Annotated in this window: 18 protein-coding genes; 3 read left to right on the top strand and 15 right to left on the bottom strand. The window is 58.1% G+C overall.

Features of this window, described 5'->3' with window-relative positions; translation table 11 throughout:
- Window positions 1-6: 6 nt before the first annotated feature.
- Both D0544_RS06305 and D0544_RS06300 read left to right on the top strand, forming a co-directional pair.
- A complete protein-coding gene (locus D0544_RS06305) occupies window positions 7-930 on the top strand; it encodes a LysR family transcriptional regulator (protein WP_125015142.1) in 924 nt (307 codons plus the stop codon).
- 122 nt (window positions 931-1,052) lie between these two features.
- The gene (locus tag D0544_RS06300) at window positions 1,053-3,026 is read left to right on the top strand and encodes an acetoacetate--CoA ligase (RefSeq protein WP_125015141.1); all 1,974 of its coding nucleotides are present in this window, start codon (window positions 1,053-1,055) and stop codon (window positions 3,024-3,026) included.
- A gap of 54 nt (window positions 3,027-3,080) precedes the next feature.
- Here D0544_RS06300 and D0544_RS06295 read toward each other — a convergent pair whose 3' ends face one another.
- The 12 genes from D0544_RS06295 to D0544_RS06240 form a co-directional block, all read right to left on the bottom strand.
- Window positions 3,081-3,434: a PilZ domain-containing protein gene (locus D0544_RS06295; protein ID WP_125015140.1), complete on the bottom strand. Its 354-nt coding sequence runs from the start codon at window positions 3,432-3,434 to the stop codon at window positions 3,081-3,083.
- A 55-nt stretch (window positions 3,435-3,489) separates the two neighbouring features.
- Window positions 3,490-4,503: a DNA polymerase III subunit delta' gene (locus D0544_RS06290; RefSeq protein WP_125015139.1), complete on the bottom strand. Its 1,014-nt coding sequence runs from the start codon at window positions 4,501-4,503 to the stop codon at window positions 3,490-3,492.
- Between the two features lies 1 nt (window position 4,504).
- On the bottom strand, window positions 4,505-5,137 hold the full coding sequence (tmk, locus tag D0544_RS06285; protein WP_125015138.1) for a dTMP kinase: 633 nt from the start codon (window positions 5,135-5,137) through the stop codon (window positions 4,505-4,507).
- Complete coding sequence (gene mltG, locus D0544_RS06280) at window positions 5,130-6,179, bottom strand: endolytic transglycosylase MltG (RefSeq protein ID WP_125015137.1); 1,050 nt, start codon at window positions 6,177-6,179, stop codon at window positions 5,130-5,132. The genes tmk and mltG overlap by 8 nt, the downstream gene beginning before the upstream one ends.
- Window positions 6,176-7,000: an aminodeoxychorismate lyase gene (gene pabC, locus D0544_RS06275; protein ID WP_125015136.1), complete on the bottom strand. Its 825-nt coding sequence runs from the start codon at window positions 6,998-7,000 to the stop codon at window positions 6,176-6,178. Before pabC ends, mltG begins: the two co-directional genes overlap by 4 nt.
- Window positions 7,000-8,244, bottom strand: coding sequence for a beta-ketoacyl-ACP synthase II (gene fabF, locus D0544_RS06270; protein ID WP_125015135.1), 1,245 nt, complete (start codon window positions 8,242-8,244; stop codon window positions 7,000-7,002). Before fabF ends, pabC begins: the two co-directional genes overlap by 1 nt.
- 106 nt (window positions 8,245-8,350) lie before the next feature.
- Entirely contained in the window at window positions 8,351-8,584 is a 234-nt protein-coding gene (gene acpP / locus D0544_RS06265; RefSeq protein ID WP_125015134.1) for an acyl carrier protein, read from the bottom strand.
- Between the two features lie 164 nt (window positions 8,585-8,748).
- Window positions 8,749-9,492 (bottom strand): 3-oxoacyl-ACP reductase FabG, encoded by a 744-nt coding sequence (fabG, locus tag D0544_RS06260; RefSeq protein WP_125015133.1) that lies wholly within the window; start codon window positions 9,490-9,492, stop codon window positions 8,749-8,751.
- Window positions 9,493-9,515: 23 nt separating this feature from the next.
- Window positions 9,516-10,457, bottom strand: coding sequence for an ACP S-malonyltransferase (fabD, locus tag D0544_RS06255; RefSeq protein WP_125015132.1), 942 nt, complete (start codon window positions 10,455-10,457; stop codon window positions 9,516-9,518).
- Window positions 10,458-10,611: 154 nt separating this feature from the next.
- On the bottom strand, window positions 10,612-11,622 hold the full coding sequence (gene plsX / locus D0544_RS06250; protein WP_125015131.1) for a phosphate acyltransferase PlsX: 1,011 nt from the start codon (window positions 11,620-11,622) through the stop codon (window positions 10,612-10,614).
- A gap of 7 nt (window positions 11,623-11,629) precedes the next feature.
- Complete coding sequence (gene rpmF, locus D0544_RS06245) at window positions 11,630-11,812, bottom strand: 50S ribosomal protein L32 (RefSeq protein WP_125015130.1); 183 nt, start codon at window positions 11,810-11,812, stop codon at window positions 11,630-11,632.
- A gap of 20 nt (window positions 11,813-11,832) precedes the next feature.
- The gene (locus D0544_RS06240; RefSeq protein WP_164880855.1) at window positions 11,833-12,297 is read right to left on the bottom strand and encodes a YceD family protein; all 465 of its coding nucleotides are present in this window, start codon (window positions 12,295-12,297) and stop codon (window positions 11,833-11,835) included.
- Window positions 12,298-12,486: 189 nt separating this feature from the next.
- Between D0544_RS06240 and D0544_RS06235 the strand changes: the two genes are divergently transcribed.
- On the top strand, window positions 12,487-13,092 hold the full coding sequence (locus tag D0544_RS06235; RefSeq protein WP_125015128.1) for a Maf family protein: 606 nt from the start codon (window positions 12,487-12,489) through the stop codon (window positions 13,090-13,092).
- A 12-nt stretch (window positions 13,093-13,104) separates the two neighbouring features.
- On the opposite strand, the gene sppA is transcribed toward D0544_RS06235, so the two are convergent.
- The 3 genes from sppA to rluC form a co-directional block, all read right to left on the bottom strand.
- Complete coding sequence (gene sppA, locus D0544_RS06230) at window positions 13,105-14,109, bottom strand: signal peptide peptidase SppA (RefSeq protein ID WP_125015127.1); 1,005 nt, start codon at window positions 14,107-14,109, stop codon at window positions 13,105-13,107.
- Between the two features lie 67 nt (window positions 14,110-14,176).
- The gene (locus D0544_RS06225) at window positions 14,177-14,845 is read right to left on the bottom strand and encodes an HAD family hydrolase (protein ID WP_125015126.1); all 669 of its coding nucleotides are present in this window, start codon (window positions 14,843-14,845) and stop codon (window positions 14,177-14,179) included.
- Window positions 14,838-15,812, bottom strand: coding sequence for a 23S rRNA pseudouridine(955/2504/2580) synthase RluC (gene rluC, locus D0544_RS06220; RefSeq protein ID WP_125015125.1), 975 nt, complete (start codon window positions 15,810-15,812; stop codon window positions 14,838-14,840). Before rluC ends, D0544_RS06225 begins: the two co-directional genes overlap by 8 nt.
- Between the last annotated feature and the right edge of the window lie 96 nt (window positions 15,813-15,908).

Here is a 15,908-nt window from a genome sequence, read left to right as displayed (position 1 = left end):
ACTGCTATGAACCTCAGCGATATCGATCTCAACCTCTTTGTGGTGTTTGAAGCGATCTACAACGAAGGTAACCTGACCCGGGCCGGGCAGGTGGTCGGAATTACCCAGCCGGCGGTCAGTAATGCCCTCTCCCGCCTGCGCGATACCTTTGATGACCAGCTTTTTATCCGCTCCTCCCAGGGGATGGTGCCTACCCCCCTGGCGCAAAATATCATCGGCGCCATCCGCCAGTCGCTGCAGCTGATGCGCAACAGCGTGCAGCATGGCAACGAGTTTGTGCCCGCCAAGGCGGATAAGCTGTTCCGCTTCAGCATGGGCGACCTGACTGAGGCGCTCTTTCTGCCAGCAATGTTTTCCGGCCTTGCCAAGGTGGCGCCGAGGGTCCGCATCGAAAGCTTTCAGGTGCGTCGGCGGGAGGCTTCCAAGGAGCTGGCCAGTGGCCGCCTCGACTTTGTTATCGACGCCAACCTGCCGCTTGACGAACAGCTGCACCATGTCCAGCTCTACGAAGAGCGCTACGTTTGCGTGCTGCGCAAGGATCATCCGTTGTCGGTGGAGAGCATCACCCCTGAACAGTACCTCGCCCTCGACCATATCCAGGTCTCCAGCCGCCGCAGCGGGCTGGGCTACGTCGACCTTGCCCTCGGAAAACTGGGGTTGCAGCGGCGCATCGCCCTGCGAGCCAACTACAACCTGATGGCCTCCCGGGTGGTGAAGAAAACCGATATGGCGTTGACCATTCCCTACAGCCTGGTCGCCAATGACCCTGACCTTCGGGTTCTTGAACTCCCCTTCAAGGGAGTGGATCCTTTGCAGTGTCATCTTTACTGGCACGATAACTCTGAGCATGATGCCTCCAGCATCTGGATGCGCTCATTCCTCACCGCCATGGCACTCAAGGAGTTTGGTCGCGGAGGGGTACAGATTTAACCCTCGGTGCTCCCGGTGCGGCTTACCTTTACGTAAGCGTAAGCTGTGATAGAGTGGTCTTCTCCCTGCCGGGAGCCGCCTAACCGGTGGCATAGCCCTCCCCCCATTTCAAGGACACATGCATGGATACACCGCTCTGGAGCCCCTCCGCTGAACAGGTTGCGAAGGCAAACATTACCGACTTTCGTGCTGCGCTAAACGATAACCGCTTTGGTACAACCCCTGGCTTGAAGCTTGAAGATTACTGGCAGCTGCACCAGTGGAGTGTCGAAAACGCCCCCCAGTTTTGGGATACCCTGGTCCGCTACGATGGAATTCAGTTCACAACCCCGGCGCAGGAGGCCGTGCGCGATGCGGACCAGCTTCCGGGGGCTCAATGGTTTCCCGGCGCCCGCCTCAACTTTGCCCAAAACCTGCTTCGTCGGCGTGATGATCACTGCGCCCTGGTGTTTCGCGGTGAAAATGGAGCGCGCAAGAGCCTGAGCTATGGGGCACTTTACCAGCAGGTGGCTCGCCTGGCCCACAGTCTCAAGAAGCGGGGAGTCGGTAAAGGGGACCGCGTCGCCGGCTTTATGCCCAACTGCCTGGAGACGGTGGTTGCCATGCTGGCGACCACCAGTCTGGGGGCGGTCTGGTCCTCCTGTTCCCCTGATTTTGGCATCAATGGGGTGATCGACCGCTTCGGCCAGATCGCTCCCAAACTCCTCTTCACCACCGATGGTTACCACTACAACGGAAAAAACCTGGATAACCTGGAGAAAGTAGCCCGTATCGAGGAGATGATCGACTCCCTGGAAGCGGTGGTGGTGGTGCCCTTCCTCGAGCCCGGCGCGTTCGCCGCTCAACCTCTCCCCCTTGCCAGCGGCCTTCTTTGGGAAAGCCTGCTCGCCAACGACGCCAGCGAGATCCCCTTTGAGCCCATGGCCTTTGATGATCCGCTCTACATTATGTACTCATCCGGTACCACCGGGGTGCCCAAGTGCATCGTTCACGGGGTGGGGGGGACTCTGTTGCAGCATCGCAAAGAGCATCGCCTGCATACCGACCTCAAGGCCGACGATGTGCTCTTCTATTACACCACCTGCGGCTGGATGATGTGGAACTGGCTGGTCAGCGGGCTGGCCAGCGGGGCGACCCTGGTGCTGTTCGACGGGTCCCCCTTCTATCCCGAACCCGGCTCCCTGATCGATATGGCGCAGGAGGAGAAAATCACTGTTTTCGGCACCAGCGCCAAATACATTGCCGCCCTGGAAAAAGCCGGTGTGCGCCCTGCCCAAACTCATTCGCTGCCGGCGCTGCGGACGATACTCTCGACCGGCTCTCCCCTCTCCCATGAAAGTTTTGATTACGTCTACCGGGAAATTAAAACGGACCTCTGTCTGAGCTCAATCTCCGGTGGTACCGACATCATCTCCTGTTTTGCCCTCGGGTGCCCGGCCCTGCCGGTCTATCGGGGACAGCTCCAGTGCACCGGGTTGGCGATGGATGTTCACTTTGTGGATGAGCAGGGACATAGCCATATCGGTGAAAAGGGGGAGTTGGTGTGTCGAAACAGCTTCCCCTCCATGCCCATCGGCTTCTGGAATGACCCTGAAGGAGCGCGCTACCACAGTGCTTATTTTGAGGCCTTCAAGGGGTGGTGGTGCCACGGCGATTATGGTGAACGTACTGAACAGGGGGGAGTCATTATCCATGGCCGGGCTGATGCAGTGCTAAATCCGGGTGGCGTACGCATTGGCACCGCGGAGATCTACCGCCAGGTGGAGCAGATTCCTGAAGTGCAGGAGGCGATCTGCGTTGGACAGCAGTGGCTGGATGATGTTCGGGTCATTCTCTTTGTGCGCCTGCAGGATGGGGAGCGCCTCAGCGATGAGTTGGTGGCTCGTATACGCCAGATGATTCGCAGTAATACGACGCCACGTCATGTTCCCGCCAAAGTGATCGCTGTGGCTGATATTCCGCGTACCATTAGCGGCAAAATTGTGGAGCTGGCGGTTCGCAATGTGATTCACGGGGAGGTCGTCAAGAACACCGATGCCCTGGCTAATCCAGAGGCACTTGAACTCTACCGTGACCTCCCCGAGCTGAAGGATTAGGCGTGCGCAAGGCCTAAAATAAAACCCCGCCAGTGGCGGGGTTCTTTATATCCATTACATGGTATGTGTCGGTCGGTCCGACTCGAGGGCGCCGGCGAGGTAGGTTTCAATCTTGTTGCGGGCAATCTCATCCTTTTCATTGAACTGCACACCTATGCCGGCAGCACGGTTGCCCTGGGCTCCCCGCGGAGTAACCCAGACCACTTTGCCCGCTACGGGGATCTTTTCGGGCTCGTCCATCAGGTTGAGCAGCATAAACACCTCATCACCGAGCCCATAGTTTTTGTTGGTCGGTATAAAGAGGCCGCCATTACTCACAAAGGGCATGTAGGCAGCGTAAAGTACCGCTTTGTCCTTGATGGTCAGCGACAGTATTCCGTTGCGGGGCGATGGTTTGGCTTGGTTCATGATTATCCAGCAGCACGATCAGAAAGGTGATTGGTCACAGCCATTATTCACTATTTTAGCCGAGAGTTAAATGCAGCCAGCGTATCAGGAGATCCTCCAGCAGCAGCTGCCGGTTGAGGTTTCCTGCTCCCTGGCAGAGGGCCCGCTGCTCATTGATCCACTGCTGCAGTTCAAAGAGTGACCGGGTGTTGGCCTTTTTTGCGATATAGGTGGCCATGGCCCTGAGGTCCGGGTTATTGAGGGGCGTCTCCTCCCCTCCCTGCTGCAGGCGCAGGATATCGGCAACCCAGCCTGAAACCCACCCCAGCAAGCGAGGGAGGTCCTGGTCTTTCCAGCGCTGGGCAATCTCGATGGGGGAGTGTTTGCCTTTGGTGATGGAGCCTATTTCCTCAATCAGGCGTGCACGTTCCTTCAGCATCTGCTCATTAGCAAACTGTAAAGCGGTGAGTGGCTGCCCGTCAGCCAGCACCAACAGCAGTTCGAGCTGGTCGCTCTCCTCGTTGGAGAGACCTGCCAGCCAGTCGAGGCTCTGCTGGCGCTGCGGCAGGGTAAAAGGAAGTTGCTGGCAGCGGCTGTTGATGGTCGCCAGCATGGCGCCCTGACGGGCCGTCACCAGCAGGATCAGGGTTTGGGCCCCGGGCTCCTCCAGCGACTTAAGCAGGGCATTGGCGGAATTGCTATTCATCGCCTCGGCCGGATTGATGATAATCACCCGATAGCCACCCTGCTGGGCGGTTTTTGAGGCAAATTCGATCAACGCTCGCACCTGATCGACCTTGATTACACGGCCGCCCTCTTCGGGTTGAAGAATCCGTAGATCGGGATGCCCGCCTGAGCGAAACAGGTGGCAGCTTTTGCAACCACCACAGGCGGCATCGCCTTCAGGTTGTTCGCACAGGACATAGCCCGCAAAGGCGCTGGCAAAGGCAAATTTACCGACCCCGGGTGCCCCCTTCAGCAGGTAGGCGTGGGAAAGCCGCCCCTCCTGGTGCTGCGCGCAGAGGCGCTGCCACTGGTCTGCTTGCCAGGGATAGGGGTGAAGTCTGGGCTCACCGTGCAGGGGGTTCATATCAGCAGCCCAATAGCTGCGTCATCAGCTGGCGCACCTGCTGCGCCACCGATTCCAGCCCCTGTGAGGCGTCGAGGATATGAAAACGCTGTGGATGCTGTCGTGCCCGCTCAAGGTAGCCGCGTCGCACTCGCTCGAAAAAGGCGATCTGCTCGCTCTCGAAGCGGTCAAGGGCGCCGCGCTGACGGGCCCGCTCCATACCGATCTCAACCGGCAGGTCGAAGAGCAGGGTCAGGTCCGGCTGCAACCCCTGTTGCACCATGGTTTCAAGCTGGGCAATTTTGTCATTGGGGATGCCTCGGCCGGACCCCTGATAGGCGAAGGTGGCGTCGGTAAAGCGATCGCAGAGGACCCACTGGCCACGGGCGAGTGCCGGCCGAATCACCTGGGCGATGTGCTGGGCGCGGGCGGCAAAGGCCATCAGCAACTCGGTATCGGCGGCTACCGGCTCCTCCCGCTTGGTCAGGAGCAGGGCCCTGATCTCCTCGGCCAGCGGGGTACCGCCGGGCTCCCGGGTATGCAGATAGGCAATACCGGCATCATCCAGACAGGCCTTGATGATGCCAACGTTGGTGCTCTTGCCGGCACCTTCGCCGCCCTCAACCGTGATAAATTTCGGTTGCTGCTCAGTCACTGCTCTCTCCTTCGCTCGCCGGGGAGGAGCGATAGTCCTTGCGGCGTTTGAGTTGGTATTGTCTTACGGCCAGGTTATGCGCTTCCAGCGTAGCTGAAAACTGATGGCTGCCATCACCCCGAGCCACAAAATAGAGGGTATTACCGGGTGTTGGATGCAGTGCGGCGTGAATCGCCTCGCGACCCGCCAGTGCAATGGGGGTTGGCGGTAACCCCGAAATTCGATAGGTGTTGTAGGGGGTCTCCTCGGTGAGGTGTTTGCGCGTGATATTACCCTTGTAGCGCTCCCCGAGACCGTAAATGACCGTCGGGTCAGTTTGCAGGCGCATCCCCTTGCGGAGTCGGCGCACAAATACCCCGGCAATTTCGCCCCGCTCTGAGGCCACGCCGGTTTCGCGTTCAACAATAGAGGCCATAATCAGCGCCTCATAGGCGGTCTTGTAGGGTAGCTCCGGGGCACGCTGCTCCCACTCTTCGGCCAGTACCGACTGCAGGCGCTCGTGGGCCCGTTTTACCAGCTCCAGGGCGGGGGTTCCGGCGGTGAAAAAGTAGGTATCCGGGAACAGAAGCCCCTCTGGATTACCTTCTGCACCAATGGCCGTTGCGACACTGGATGGGTTCAGGGGCTCCCCATTGTGCACGAGCCCGGGCTGGGACAGGATGAGCGCAAGGGCATCGGCAACGGTTGTACCCTCCACCAGGGTGATGCTGAGCTGTTGAACCTTGCCACTGACCATCATATCCAGCAGCGCAGAGACGCGGGTTCCCGGAGGGAGCTCGTAAAAGCCGGATTGAATACGGGTGGTATCAGCCTGCAGTCGGCTATACCACTCAAACCAGCGGGCATCGTTAATCAGTCCCTGCGCCTTAAGGTCCCGGGCGATCGATTTGATGGAGCTGCCACGGGGAACCTCGAGTACGCTAGGTTCGCTGTTTTGCAACAGGCTATCCCCGTAATGGTTGAGCAGCTGCTGAAAGGAGTAAAACGCAACAACCCCTATAAATAACAATGAGATAGCGGTAATACCTAAACGGCGAATCATTCGCTGAGTGCCTCCCCTACCCGCTTTTGAACCGCTCGTGTGAGCGGGCCGATTGACCACTGGTGGTTGCCCCAGGCCACCACAGGCCAAACCCCAAAGACTGAATTACAGACAAATACCTCATCCGCAGCCACCATATCCGCGCAGGAAAAAGAAGCTATCTCCAGCGGCAGCTGCCACGCCTGAGCCTGATTGATTATGTACTGGCGACAGACGCCAGCGACACCGCAAAGGCGTAAGTCCGGCGTCAGCAGCCTTCCCCCGGAGGCCAGGAACAGGTTGCTCATGGTACCCTCGACCGGAAAGCCGTTGAGGTCGAGCATTAAGCCTTCGGCATACTCAGGGCTGCTCCACTCGGCACGGGCAAGAACCTGTTCAAGCCGGTTGAGGTGCTTCATGCCGGCGAGAGCTGGGGACAGTCCCAGCGGGGTTTGGCATTCGAACAGCCGAACCCCGTTAACGGAGGGCTGGCCGGGGTATTCGGGCGGGTCAAAGCAGGCGATGATACGCGACGGGCTGATGCAGTCTGCGGGACTGTATCCACGACCTCCTACCCCCCGTGTGACCACCACTTTGAGGATACAGCGGGTCAGTTCACTGGCCTTCAGGCACTGCCTGATTTCAGAACGAAGGCGCTGAGGTTCGAGCTTGATTCCAAGACGCCGGGCATCGGAGCTCAGGCGCTGGATATGAAGCTCAAGCAGACGGGGTTCTCCGGCTTCCACACGGATGGTTTCGAAGAGCCCGTCACCGTAGGCAAGTCCGCGATCCAGTATGCCAATCTCGGTACGGGGCTCTCCGTTTAACCAGGTCAGGGACATCAGCTTTGAATACGAGAAAACAGCAGGGAGCCGTTGGTTCCGCCAAAGCCGAAGGAGTTGGAGAGTGCGTGGTCGATTTTCATCTCCCGTGCCTTATGGGGCACGTAGTCCAGCACACAGCCCTCCCCCGGGTTATCCAGGTTAATGGTGGGGGGCGCAACCTGGTCACGGATGGAGAGAATGCTGAAAATGGCTTCAACAGCGCCCGCGGCCCCTAAAAGATGACCAATCATCGATTTTGTGGAGCTGACGGCCACACGTTGTGCGTGGTCGCCCATAATCGACTCGACGGCCCTGCTTTCGGCAATGTCTCCGGCGGGGGTCGAAGTGCCGTGGGCGTTGATGTAATCGATTTGAGCGGGCTCCAGTGCCGCATCCTCTATAGCGTTGAGCATGGAGGCTGCCGCACCTTCACCGCTCTCTGGCGGGGCCGTCATATGGAAGGCATCACCACTCATGCCGAAGCCTTTGAGCTCGGCGTAGATCTTTGCTCCTCGCTTGAGGGCGTGCTCATACTCTTCAAGCACCAGGGCTCCGGCGCCATCACCCAGCACAAAGCCATCACGATCCTGATCCCAGGGACGACTGGCTGCGGCCGGGTCATCGTTGCGGGTAGAGAGTGCCCTGGCGGCTGCGAAACCGGCCATACCGAGCTCGCAGGAGGCTTTCTCGGCACCGCCGGCAACCATGATGTCCGCCTCGCCGTAAGCGATGTTGCGGGCCGCCATTCCGATGCAGTGGGTGCCGGTGGTGCAGGCAGTGGTGATGGCGTAGTTAGGTCCCTTGAGACCATACATGATCGATAGGCGGCCACTGATCATGTTGATGATCGCGCCGGGGACAAAAAAGGGAGAGATGCGTCGAGCGCCACTACTGGCAAGAAGCTTGACGTTATCTTCAATCATGCTTAAACCGCCGATGCCTGAGCCCATCGCCACGCCAGCCCGGCGGGCATTGGTCTCAGTGATCTGGATACCGGAGTCTTCGATCGCCTGGGCAGCAGCGGCAATGCCATACTGCATAAAGACGTCTATCTTGCGCGCATCCTTGGCCGCCATGTAATCGGTTACATCGAATCCCTCTACGAGCCCGCAGATCCGGGTGCTGTAGGCGGAAGCATCAAAATGCTCAATCATCCCGATTCCGCTGCGACCGGCCAGTACGGCGTCCCAGCTCGATTTTACCGATGATCCCAGTGGGCTGAGCATACCCAGCCCGGTAACAACTACGCGCCGACGTGTCACTGCGTCCGTCTCCTTACTCCAACCACGCAGGGTGTTTTTTACCCTGTAAACAAAAGAAAAGCCGCACTACAGCGTAGGGCGGCTTTCCACAGAAGCAAAACGTTGATTACTGGTGAGCAATAACGTAATCGATGGCTTCCTGGACAGTGGTAATCTTTTCAGCTTCTTCATCAGGGATTTCGGTCTCGAACTCCTCTTCCAAAGCCATTACCAGCTCTACTGTGTCCAGAGAGTCAGCGCCAAGGTCTTCTACGAACGACGAGCTGTTGTTAACTTCTTCTTCTTTTACGCCAAGTTGTTCGCAAACAATCTTTTTGACGCGTTCTTCGATGGTACTCATACCTTGTTTAACTCCTATTGAGAATTCGGTCGACTTCTAAGGTCGCGGGCTAATTTTATATAAACGATAACTGCCATTTCAAGCGGGTGTTACGTAATCTAACCAAATATCCATCGAATCGGTAGTGATTTTGGTTAAAAAAGAATCAAACCGCCCGGGAACGGTTAGCTCATGTACATGCCGCCATTCACGTGCAGGGTTTCACCGGTGACATAACCGCCCCCTTCGCTGGCTAAAAAAGCAACGGCGGCGGCAATCTCTTCGGGCTTGCCGAGTCGCGCAGCGGGAATCTGTGCCAGCAGGTGGGTTTTATGATCCTCGGGAAGATCCTTGGTCATATCGGTATCGATGAAGCCGGGCGCCACCGAGTTTACGGTGATGCCGCGGGAACCGATTTCACGTGCCAGAGAGCGACTAAAGCCCTCTACCCCGGCCTTGGCTGCCGCATAGTTGGTTTGTCCCAGGTTACCCATGGAGCCCACAACCGAGCTGATATTGATGATGCGACCCCAACGCGCCTTGGTCATTCCTCGCAGGCAGGCCTTGCTCAGCTTATAGATGGAGCTGAGATTGGTACTGATCACGTCATCCCACTGGGCGTCTTTCATGCGCATCAGGATGTTGTCCTGGGTGATGCCGGCATTGTTCACCAGAATCAGCGGGGCACCAAACTGTTCGGTAATCGCCTTGATCAGGGTATCGATGGACTGGTCATCGCAGACGTCCAGAGTCATTCCGGTTCCGGTGACGCCGTTTTCAGCGAGTGTGGCGGCGATTTTTTCTGCGCCTGCATCACTGGTTGCGGTACCCACTACGGTGGCGCCAAGCTTGCCCAGCTGCAGGGCGATCGCCTGGCCAATGCCACGACTAGCGCCAGTGACCAGGGCTATTTTTCCATTCAGATTCATAAGGTTGCTACCTAGAGTTAAAGTTATAACGAAGCAGTTTCCAGCGCCTTTTTGAAGGCGTCTGCACTCTCCATTGAGACAGCATTCAAGTTACGATCAATGCGCTTGGCGAGGCCGGAAAGCACTTTTCCGGGGCCGCACTCCAGCAACAGCGTCACACCGTTGTTGGCCAGCATCTGCATGCTGTCCACCCAGAGTACCGGGCTATAGAGCTGCTGCAAAAGGCTTTCCCTTACCTGCTCAGGGCTGCTGGCGACCCGTGCAGCAACGTTCTGCACAACGGGAATTTGCGGTGAGACCAGAGGGATCTGGTTGAGGGTCTCAGCCAGCTGCTCGGCTGCCGGCTTCATCAGGGCGCAGTGGGACGGGACGCTAACGGGCAGCGGCAATGCACGCTTGGCACCCGCCTCCTTGCAGTTACTGATGGCGCGCTCGACCGCCGCACTGCTGCCGGCGATCACAACCTGGCCCGGCGAGTTGTAGTTAACGGCACTGACGATGTCGCCATTGGCTGCTTGCTCGCAGGCGGCGCGAACATCGTCGTCGGTCAGTCCGAGAATAGCGGCCATGGCCCCCTCTCCCGCCGGTACCGCTTTTTGCATCAATTGACCGCGCAGGTTAACCACGCGAATCGCATCGGCAAAACCCATGCTGCCGGCGCAGACCAGGGCTGAATATTCGCCCAGGCTATGACCGGCCATGTAGCCAGGGCGCAGTTCGCTGCGCTGTTGCCACAGGCGCCACAGCGCAACACTGCAGGTGAGCAGTGCGGGCTGGGTGATTTCGGTGGAGTTCAGCTGCTCTGCAGGTCCTTGCAGGATAAGGCCGGATAGGTCGATCCCGAGTGCATCGGAGGCTTCGGAGAAGGTATCGCGGACAACGGGCTCCTGATCGTGGAGGTCGGCAAGCATGCCAACTTGTTGGGAGCCCTGCCCCGGAAATACAAAGGCTATATGACTGCTCATGGGTATCGGGTATCTCACAGTAGGTTAGTTCGTTCGATCCCTTAGGCTGGACCGGGTCTATACGGGGGCCGGGGTCGCCAGGATCAAGGGGACATAGTATAGGGGAACCCTGTCGCCCTGGGGGTAACGATATGTTTCCGTTTAACGACTTTACTTAAATCAGTAACTGTTCGAGATGCTCGTTAAGTAGCGTGGGAACATTGTTTTTGGCTTCGGCCATCGCCTGGCGGATCGCCTGCTGGATCCGCTTGCTATCGGACTGTCCATGGCTCTTGATAACGATGCCCTGCAGCCCCAGCAGGCTAGCCCCGTTGTAGCGATCGGGGTCCCCGCTGTGGAGCAGTTTCTCGATGTAGGGTTTGAGCAGTAATGACGCCAGGCGGGTATACCAGGAGCTGGTGGCGATCTGCTGGAGGTTGTGCTGCAGCATTCGCCCTACCCCTTCGCTGGTTTTGAGGGCGATATTGCCAACGAACCCGTCGCAGACAATTAGCTCGCAAACACCGGAAAAAAGCTCTGAGCCCTCGATAAACCCCTGATAGTTGAGGGCCTCGTTGTGCTTGATCAGGCGTGCGGCAAGGCGAACCTGCTCGTTGCCCTTCATCTCTTCGGAGCCGACGTTGAGCAGGCGGATGCGTGGGCTGGGAAGTTGGTGCAGTGCTTCCACCATGGCGGCACCCATGGCGGCAAACTGATAGAGGTGGTCGCCGGTGCAGTCTACGTTGGCACCCAGGTCGAGCATATAGGTAAAGCCGCTTTCGGTGGGCAAGCGGGTAATGATGGCCGGGCGATCAATGCCGGGGAAGGTTTTTAGCAGAAAGCGCCCGAGGGCCATCAGAGCCCCGGTATTGCCGCAACTTATGCAGGCCTGGGCCGCGCCAAGAGACACCTGCTCGAGGGCAATGCGCATAGAGGATGCACGCTTTGAGCGCAGCGCAACCGAAGGTTTGTCATCCATATTGATGACATCGGCAGCGTGGGCAATGGAAAGTCGTGAACGATCGTAGGGAGGGCAGTCGCTGAGGTGTTGCCTCAGGATAGGGGTGTCCCCAACCAGGATCAGGGAGAGCTCGGGGTGTTCCTGCAGGCTGGAAACTGCTGCCAGAACGGCTTCGCGGGGACCTAGGTCCCCGCTCATCGCATCAAGGGCAACCGTCGTTGCCATGGGCGAATTACTCGTCGTCTTTAGTGGCAACCACTTTTTTGCCACGGTAGAAACCGTCAGCGGTTACGTGGTGACGACGGTGGGTTTCGCCGGTGGTCGCATCAACGGACAGGGTTGGTGCATCCAGTCCGTCGTGTGAACGACGCATGTCGCGACGTGAACGGGTTTTTTTGTTCTGCTGAACAGCCATGCTAGTAGCTCCTGATCAAATCAATTGTCAGATTTAAGGTTGGCAAGCACGCTAAAGGGGTTGGGCTTTCCCGACTCCTCTGCCTCATCGGCAAATTCACCGGTGGAATACCCTTTACGCGACTTGCATTCATCCTCCCGGTGGTAGGGAACCAGAGGCAGAGCCAGAATCAACTCCTCCTCTAGAAGGGAGGCTGTTTCCAACTCCTCTTCGCCCACCACAACGGGCTCGTAATGCTTGGGCAGTGCTTTGGCGTCCTCTTCACTCCAGACGACCGCCAGTTGACACTCACCCTCGACGTTTAGATTGACCGCTTCGAGACAGCGTTGGCAGATCATCACAACCGGCGCGCTCATCTTTGCGTCTATGACAAAGAAACCCTGATCATCACGATAAAAGTCCAGAGAGGCCGTGATGGCGCCCTCGGATTCTGCAAGATAGTCCTGCAATCGCTGAAGCTCGCCAAGCTTAATGGTGCCGCTCATCTTAACCCCTTTACGGGCCAGTTTTCGCGGATCTATTCGCTTGGGAAGGGTCTCGGTCAACATAAGCGCGCAATCATAGGGATATGGCGCCCCGCTGTCAAAGGGAAAAAGCGCTGCAACCCACTAAAAATAAAGGTTTTGCCTCTGTTATTATGTGGGTTGCCCCTTTTGACGATCGAACGCCTCCCCATGAACAGCTCCCCCCCCAGATTATTGCTTGCTTCCAGCTCTCGCTATCGGCGGATGCTGCTTGACCAGTTGGGTCTTGTATATGACTGGGAGGCACCGGGCATCGATGAAACCCCGGCCCTGGGCGAGCACCCGGAGACGCTGGCGTTGCGGTTGGCCCGGGAGAAGGCGCTTTGTCTGCGCGACCGCTACCCGAACCACCTGTTAATTGCCTCAGACCAGGTGGCGGTGCTGGGTGATCAGCTGCTTGGTAAGCCGGGGTCGCGGGAGCGGGCGGTTGAGCAGCTGAGGATTTGCAGTGGTCGCAGGGTCGATTTTTTGACCAGCCTTTGTGTGTTCAACAGCACGAGCGGAGTGGAGAGGCTTTCTGTTAGCCGCTATGCCGTTCAGTTCAGGGTGTTGAGCCCGACCCAGATTGAGCGCTACATCGACCGTGAGCAGCCGTTCGACTGCGCAGGCAGCTTCAAGGTTGAAGGGCTGGGCGCCGCCCTGTTCAGTGCCCAGTATGGGGAGGATCCCTCCAGCTTGATCGGTCTTCCCCTGATTGCCCTTTGTGATGCACTCTATGCCGAAGGGGTAGACCCGCTGCTTGGGCAGTCGAGCTAAGAAGGCTGGCAATTATCGAAGCGGTGAGCCCTCTGTTCCCAGGCGCAGGGCCAGCGCTTCAACGGCGCCGGCTCCAATACGTTTGGCGAAGCGCTCAAGAGGCGACTCTTCTCGAGTGAAGTCCAGGATCTCCTCTTCGCCGATCAGTTCCCGTGCCACAAAGCTGCTACTTCCCAGCCCATCGATCAGCCCCATATCGAGAGCTTGTTCACCGGACCACACCAATCCGGAGAAGAGGGCGGGGTCTTGCTTGAGGCGATCCCCCCTGCCCTTTTTAACGCTATCGATAAACTGTCGGTGGGTGGTGTCGAGAACACTTTGCCAGAATGCTACCTCGTCCTGGTTCTGTGGCTGGAAGGGGTCGAGAAAGCCTTTGTGTTCTCCAGAGGTATAGATGCGCCGATCTACCCCGAGTTTTTCAAGCAGATCGACAAAACCGAACCCGGCTGAGACTACGCCGATGGAGCCGACCAGGCTCGCCTTATCGGCATAGATCTGGTCAGCGGCGGCAGCTATGTAATAAGCACCGGAAGCCCCTATATCGCTGATCACCGCATACACCGGGATCTCCTTATGAAGGCTACGCAGGCGATTGATCTCGTCGTAGATGTAGCCGGACTGAACCGGGCTTCCCCCAGGGCTATTGATTCGCAGTATGACGCCCTTAGTGCCGTTGTCCTCGAACGCCTCTCGCAACGCCGATACGATGTTGTCGGCACTGGCGGGTTCGTTGTCGGCGATCACCCCCTGCACATCGATCAGGGCGGTGTGACTGAGGGAGTCAGCGCTGCCGCTGATCTGCAGGCGGTCGGAAGCCAGAAAGAGGTAGCCCAGGAAAAACAGGTAGGCGAAGGTGAGGAGTTTGAAGAAGATCCCCCAGCGTCGACTGCGGCGCTGCTCCGCAACTACCGAGTTAACGAGATTGTCGAGGACTCTGTGCTGGGTATCGGCCAGCTGCCCCTCACTCGCCGCTGCGTCGTGCCGGGGACTCTCTTCTTTCCAGTTATCCTGTGTCATTCGTTACTGATTCCTGCTGAGGATTATACGTCGGTGATCGGGACCAAGGCGCTCCGCTAATGGCCGCTCAGGTCGTCACTGAAGGGGTAAGAAAGGTCATCACTTCATCAAAGTGGTGAGCAGTCAGGACCGGGTTGTAACCGGTCAGCCGGTCTATGCTATGAGCGCCGTAGCCCATGGCTATGGCATCCACGCCTGCCCGTAGCGCCATCTCCATATCGTATTCCGTATCGCCCACCATGACCGCTTCGCAGGGTGAAACCCCGGTTTGCTCCAGTATCTCGAGCAGCATTTGTGGGTGGGGCTTGGACTGGGTTTCGTCGGCGCAGCGCGTGACATCAAAGGAGGTGTGCCATCCCTGTTTGTCGAGCACCCGATCCAGGCCCCGGCGACTCTTGCCGGTGGCTACGGCTGTTTTTACAGGGGAGCGCCACAGGCTTTCCAGACCCTCCTCTACCCGCTCATAAAAAGCGGAGGGTGAGGCTTCCAGGCTTAGGAAGTGGTGCGAGTACCGTTCGCGCATCCGCTCCAGGGTGTCGCTATCCTGGACCTCGGGATAAAGCTTACGAAAGGCCTCGGGCAACCCGAGGCCGATAATGTCGCGGTATTGGTCTGTTGCAAGGATCTCCAGTCCGGACTCCTCGGCGGCTAGCGACAGACAGTGGCAGATGCGGGCGGCGGAATCCACCAGGGTCCCATCCCAATCGAAAATGACCAGTTGATAGCGTTTACTCATGGCGTAAGGTCACCAAACTCTGTTCAAGCTCGTCCGGCAGCGGGGCCGTAAAGCGTTGTCTCTTTCCACTGCCGGGAAGATCAAACTCCAATGCGGCAGCATGCAAAAAAAGGCGCCGAACTCCCTGCTCCCTGAAGTGCTGATTCACCTCTTTGGCGGTGTATTTGTCATCACCAATGATCGGATGACCCGCGTGCAGTGTATGAACCCTAATCTGGTGCGTGCGCCCGGTGACCGGGGTGGCCTCTATCAGCGTGCAATCGCGCAAGCGTTCGAGTACCCGAAATCGGGTCAGCGAGGGTTTTCCCTCAGGGTCTACGCGAACAACCCGCTCCCCTGACTGCAAGGTGTTCTTGCGCAGAGGGGCATTCACCTGACTGGTACGGCTTGCCCAGCGACCCTCCACGAGGGCCCAGTAGGTCTTATTGACCCGATCCGTGCGAATTTGTTCATGCAGATCGCGCAGGGCGCTGCGTTTTTTGGCAACCATCAGGCAGCCCGATGTGTCTCTGTCGAGCCGGTGCACCAGTTCGAGAAACTTCTGCTGGGGGCGTGCTTCTCGCAGGGTTTCGATTAGCCCGAGGCTGATGCCGCTGCCGCCATGGACCGCAAGACCGGAGGGTTTGTTTACCACCAGAATGCGCTCATCCTCATAAATGATGCTCGACTCTACGCTATCGATCAGGCGCTGGCCGGCCTTGGGTGTGCTCTTTTCGCTGATGCGTACGGGGGGGATGCGGACCACATCACCCCCTTTCAGGCGGTAGTCGGCCTTGACCCGGCCCTTGTTAACACGGACCTCACCTTTGCGAATAATGCGATAGACCAGCGTCTTGGGCACGCCCTTGAGCTGGGTTAACAGGTAGTTGTCGAGCCGCTGGCCGGCACGCTCCTCGTCGATTTCGTGCTGCTGCACGCGGGGAGAGGTCGTCCCCTCTGGCCGGTTTTGCTGTATCTGGTTATTCATTCAGGCATTTTACCAGTTTTCTAGGTATTTGAAGCACTTAGCTTTTCCTGTTATATTCGCGCTGCTGCGGATTGTAGTGGGTGCGCGCAAGATGAC

The sequence above is a fragment of the Aestuariirhabdus litorea genome (assembly GCF_003864255.1).
Lineage (GTDB): Bacteria > Pseudomonadota > Gammaproteobacteria > Pseudomonadales > Aestuariirhabdaceae > Aestuariirhabdus > Aestuariirhabdus litorea.
The sequence above is the reverse complement of the archived record's forward strand: the minus strand, read 5'-3'. Positions and strand labels throughout refer to the sequence as shown.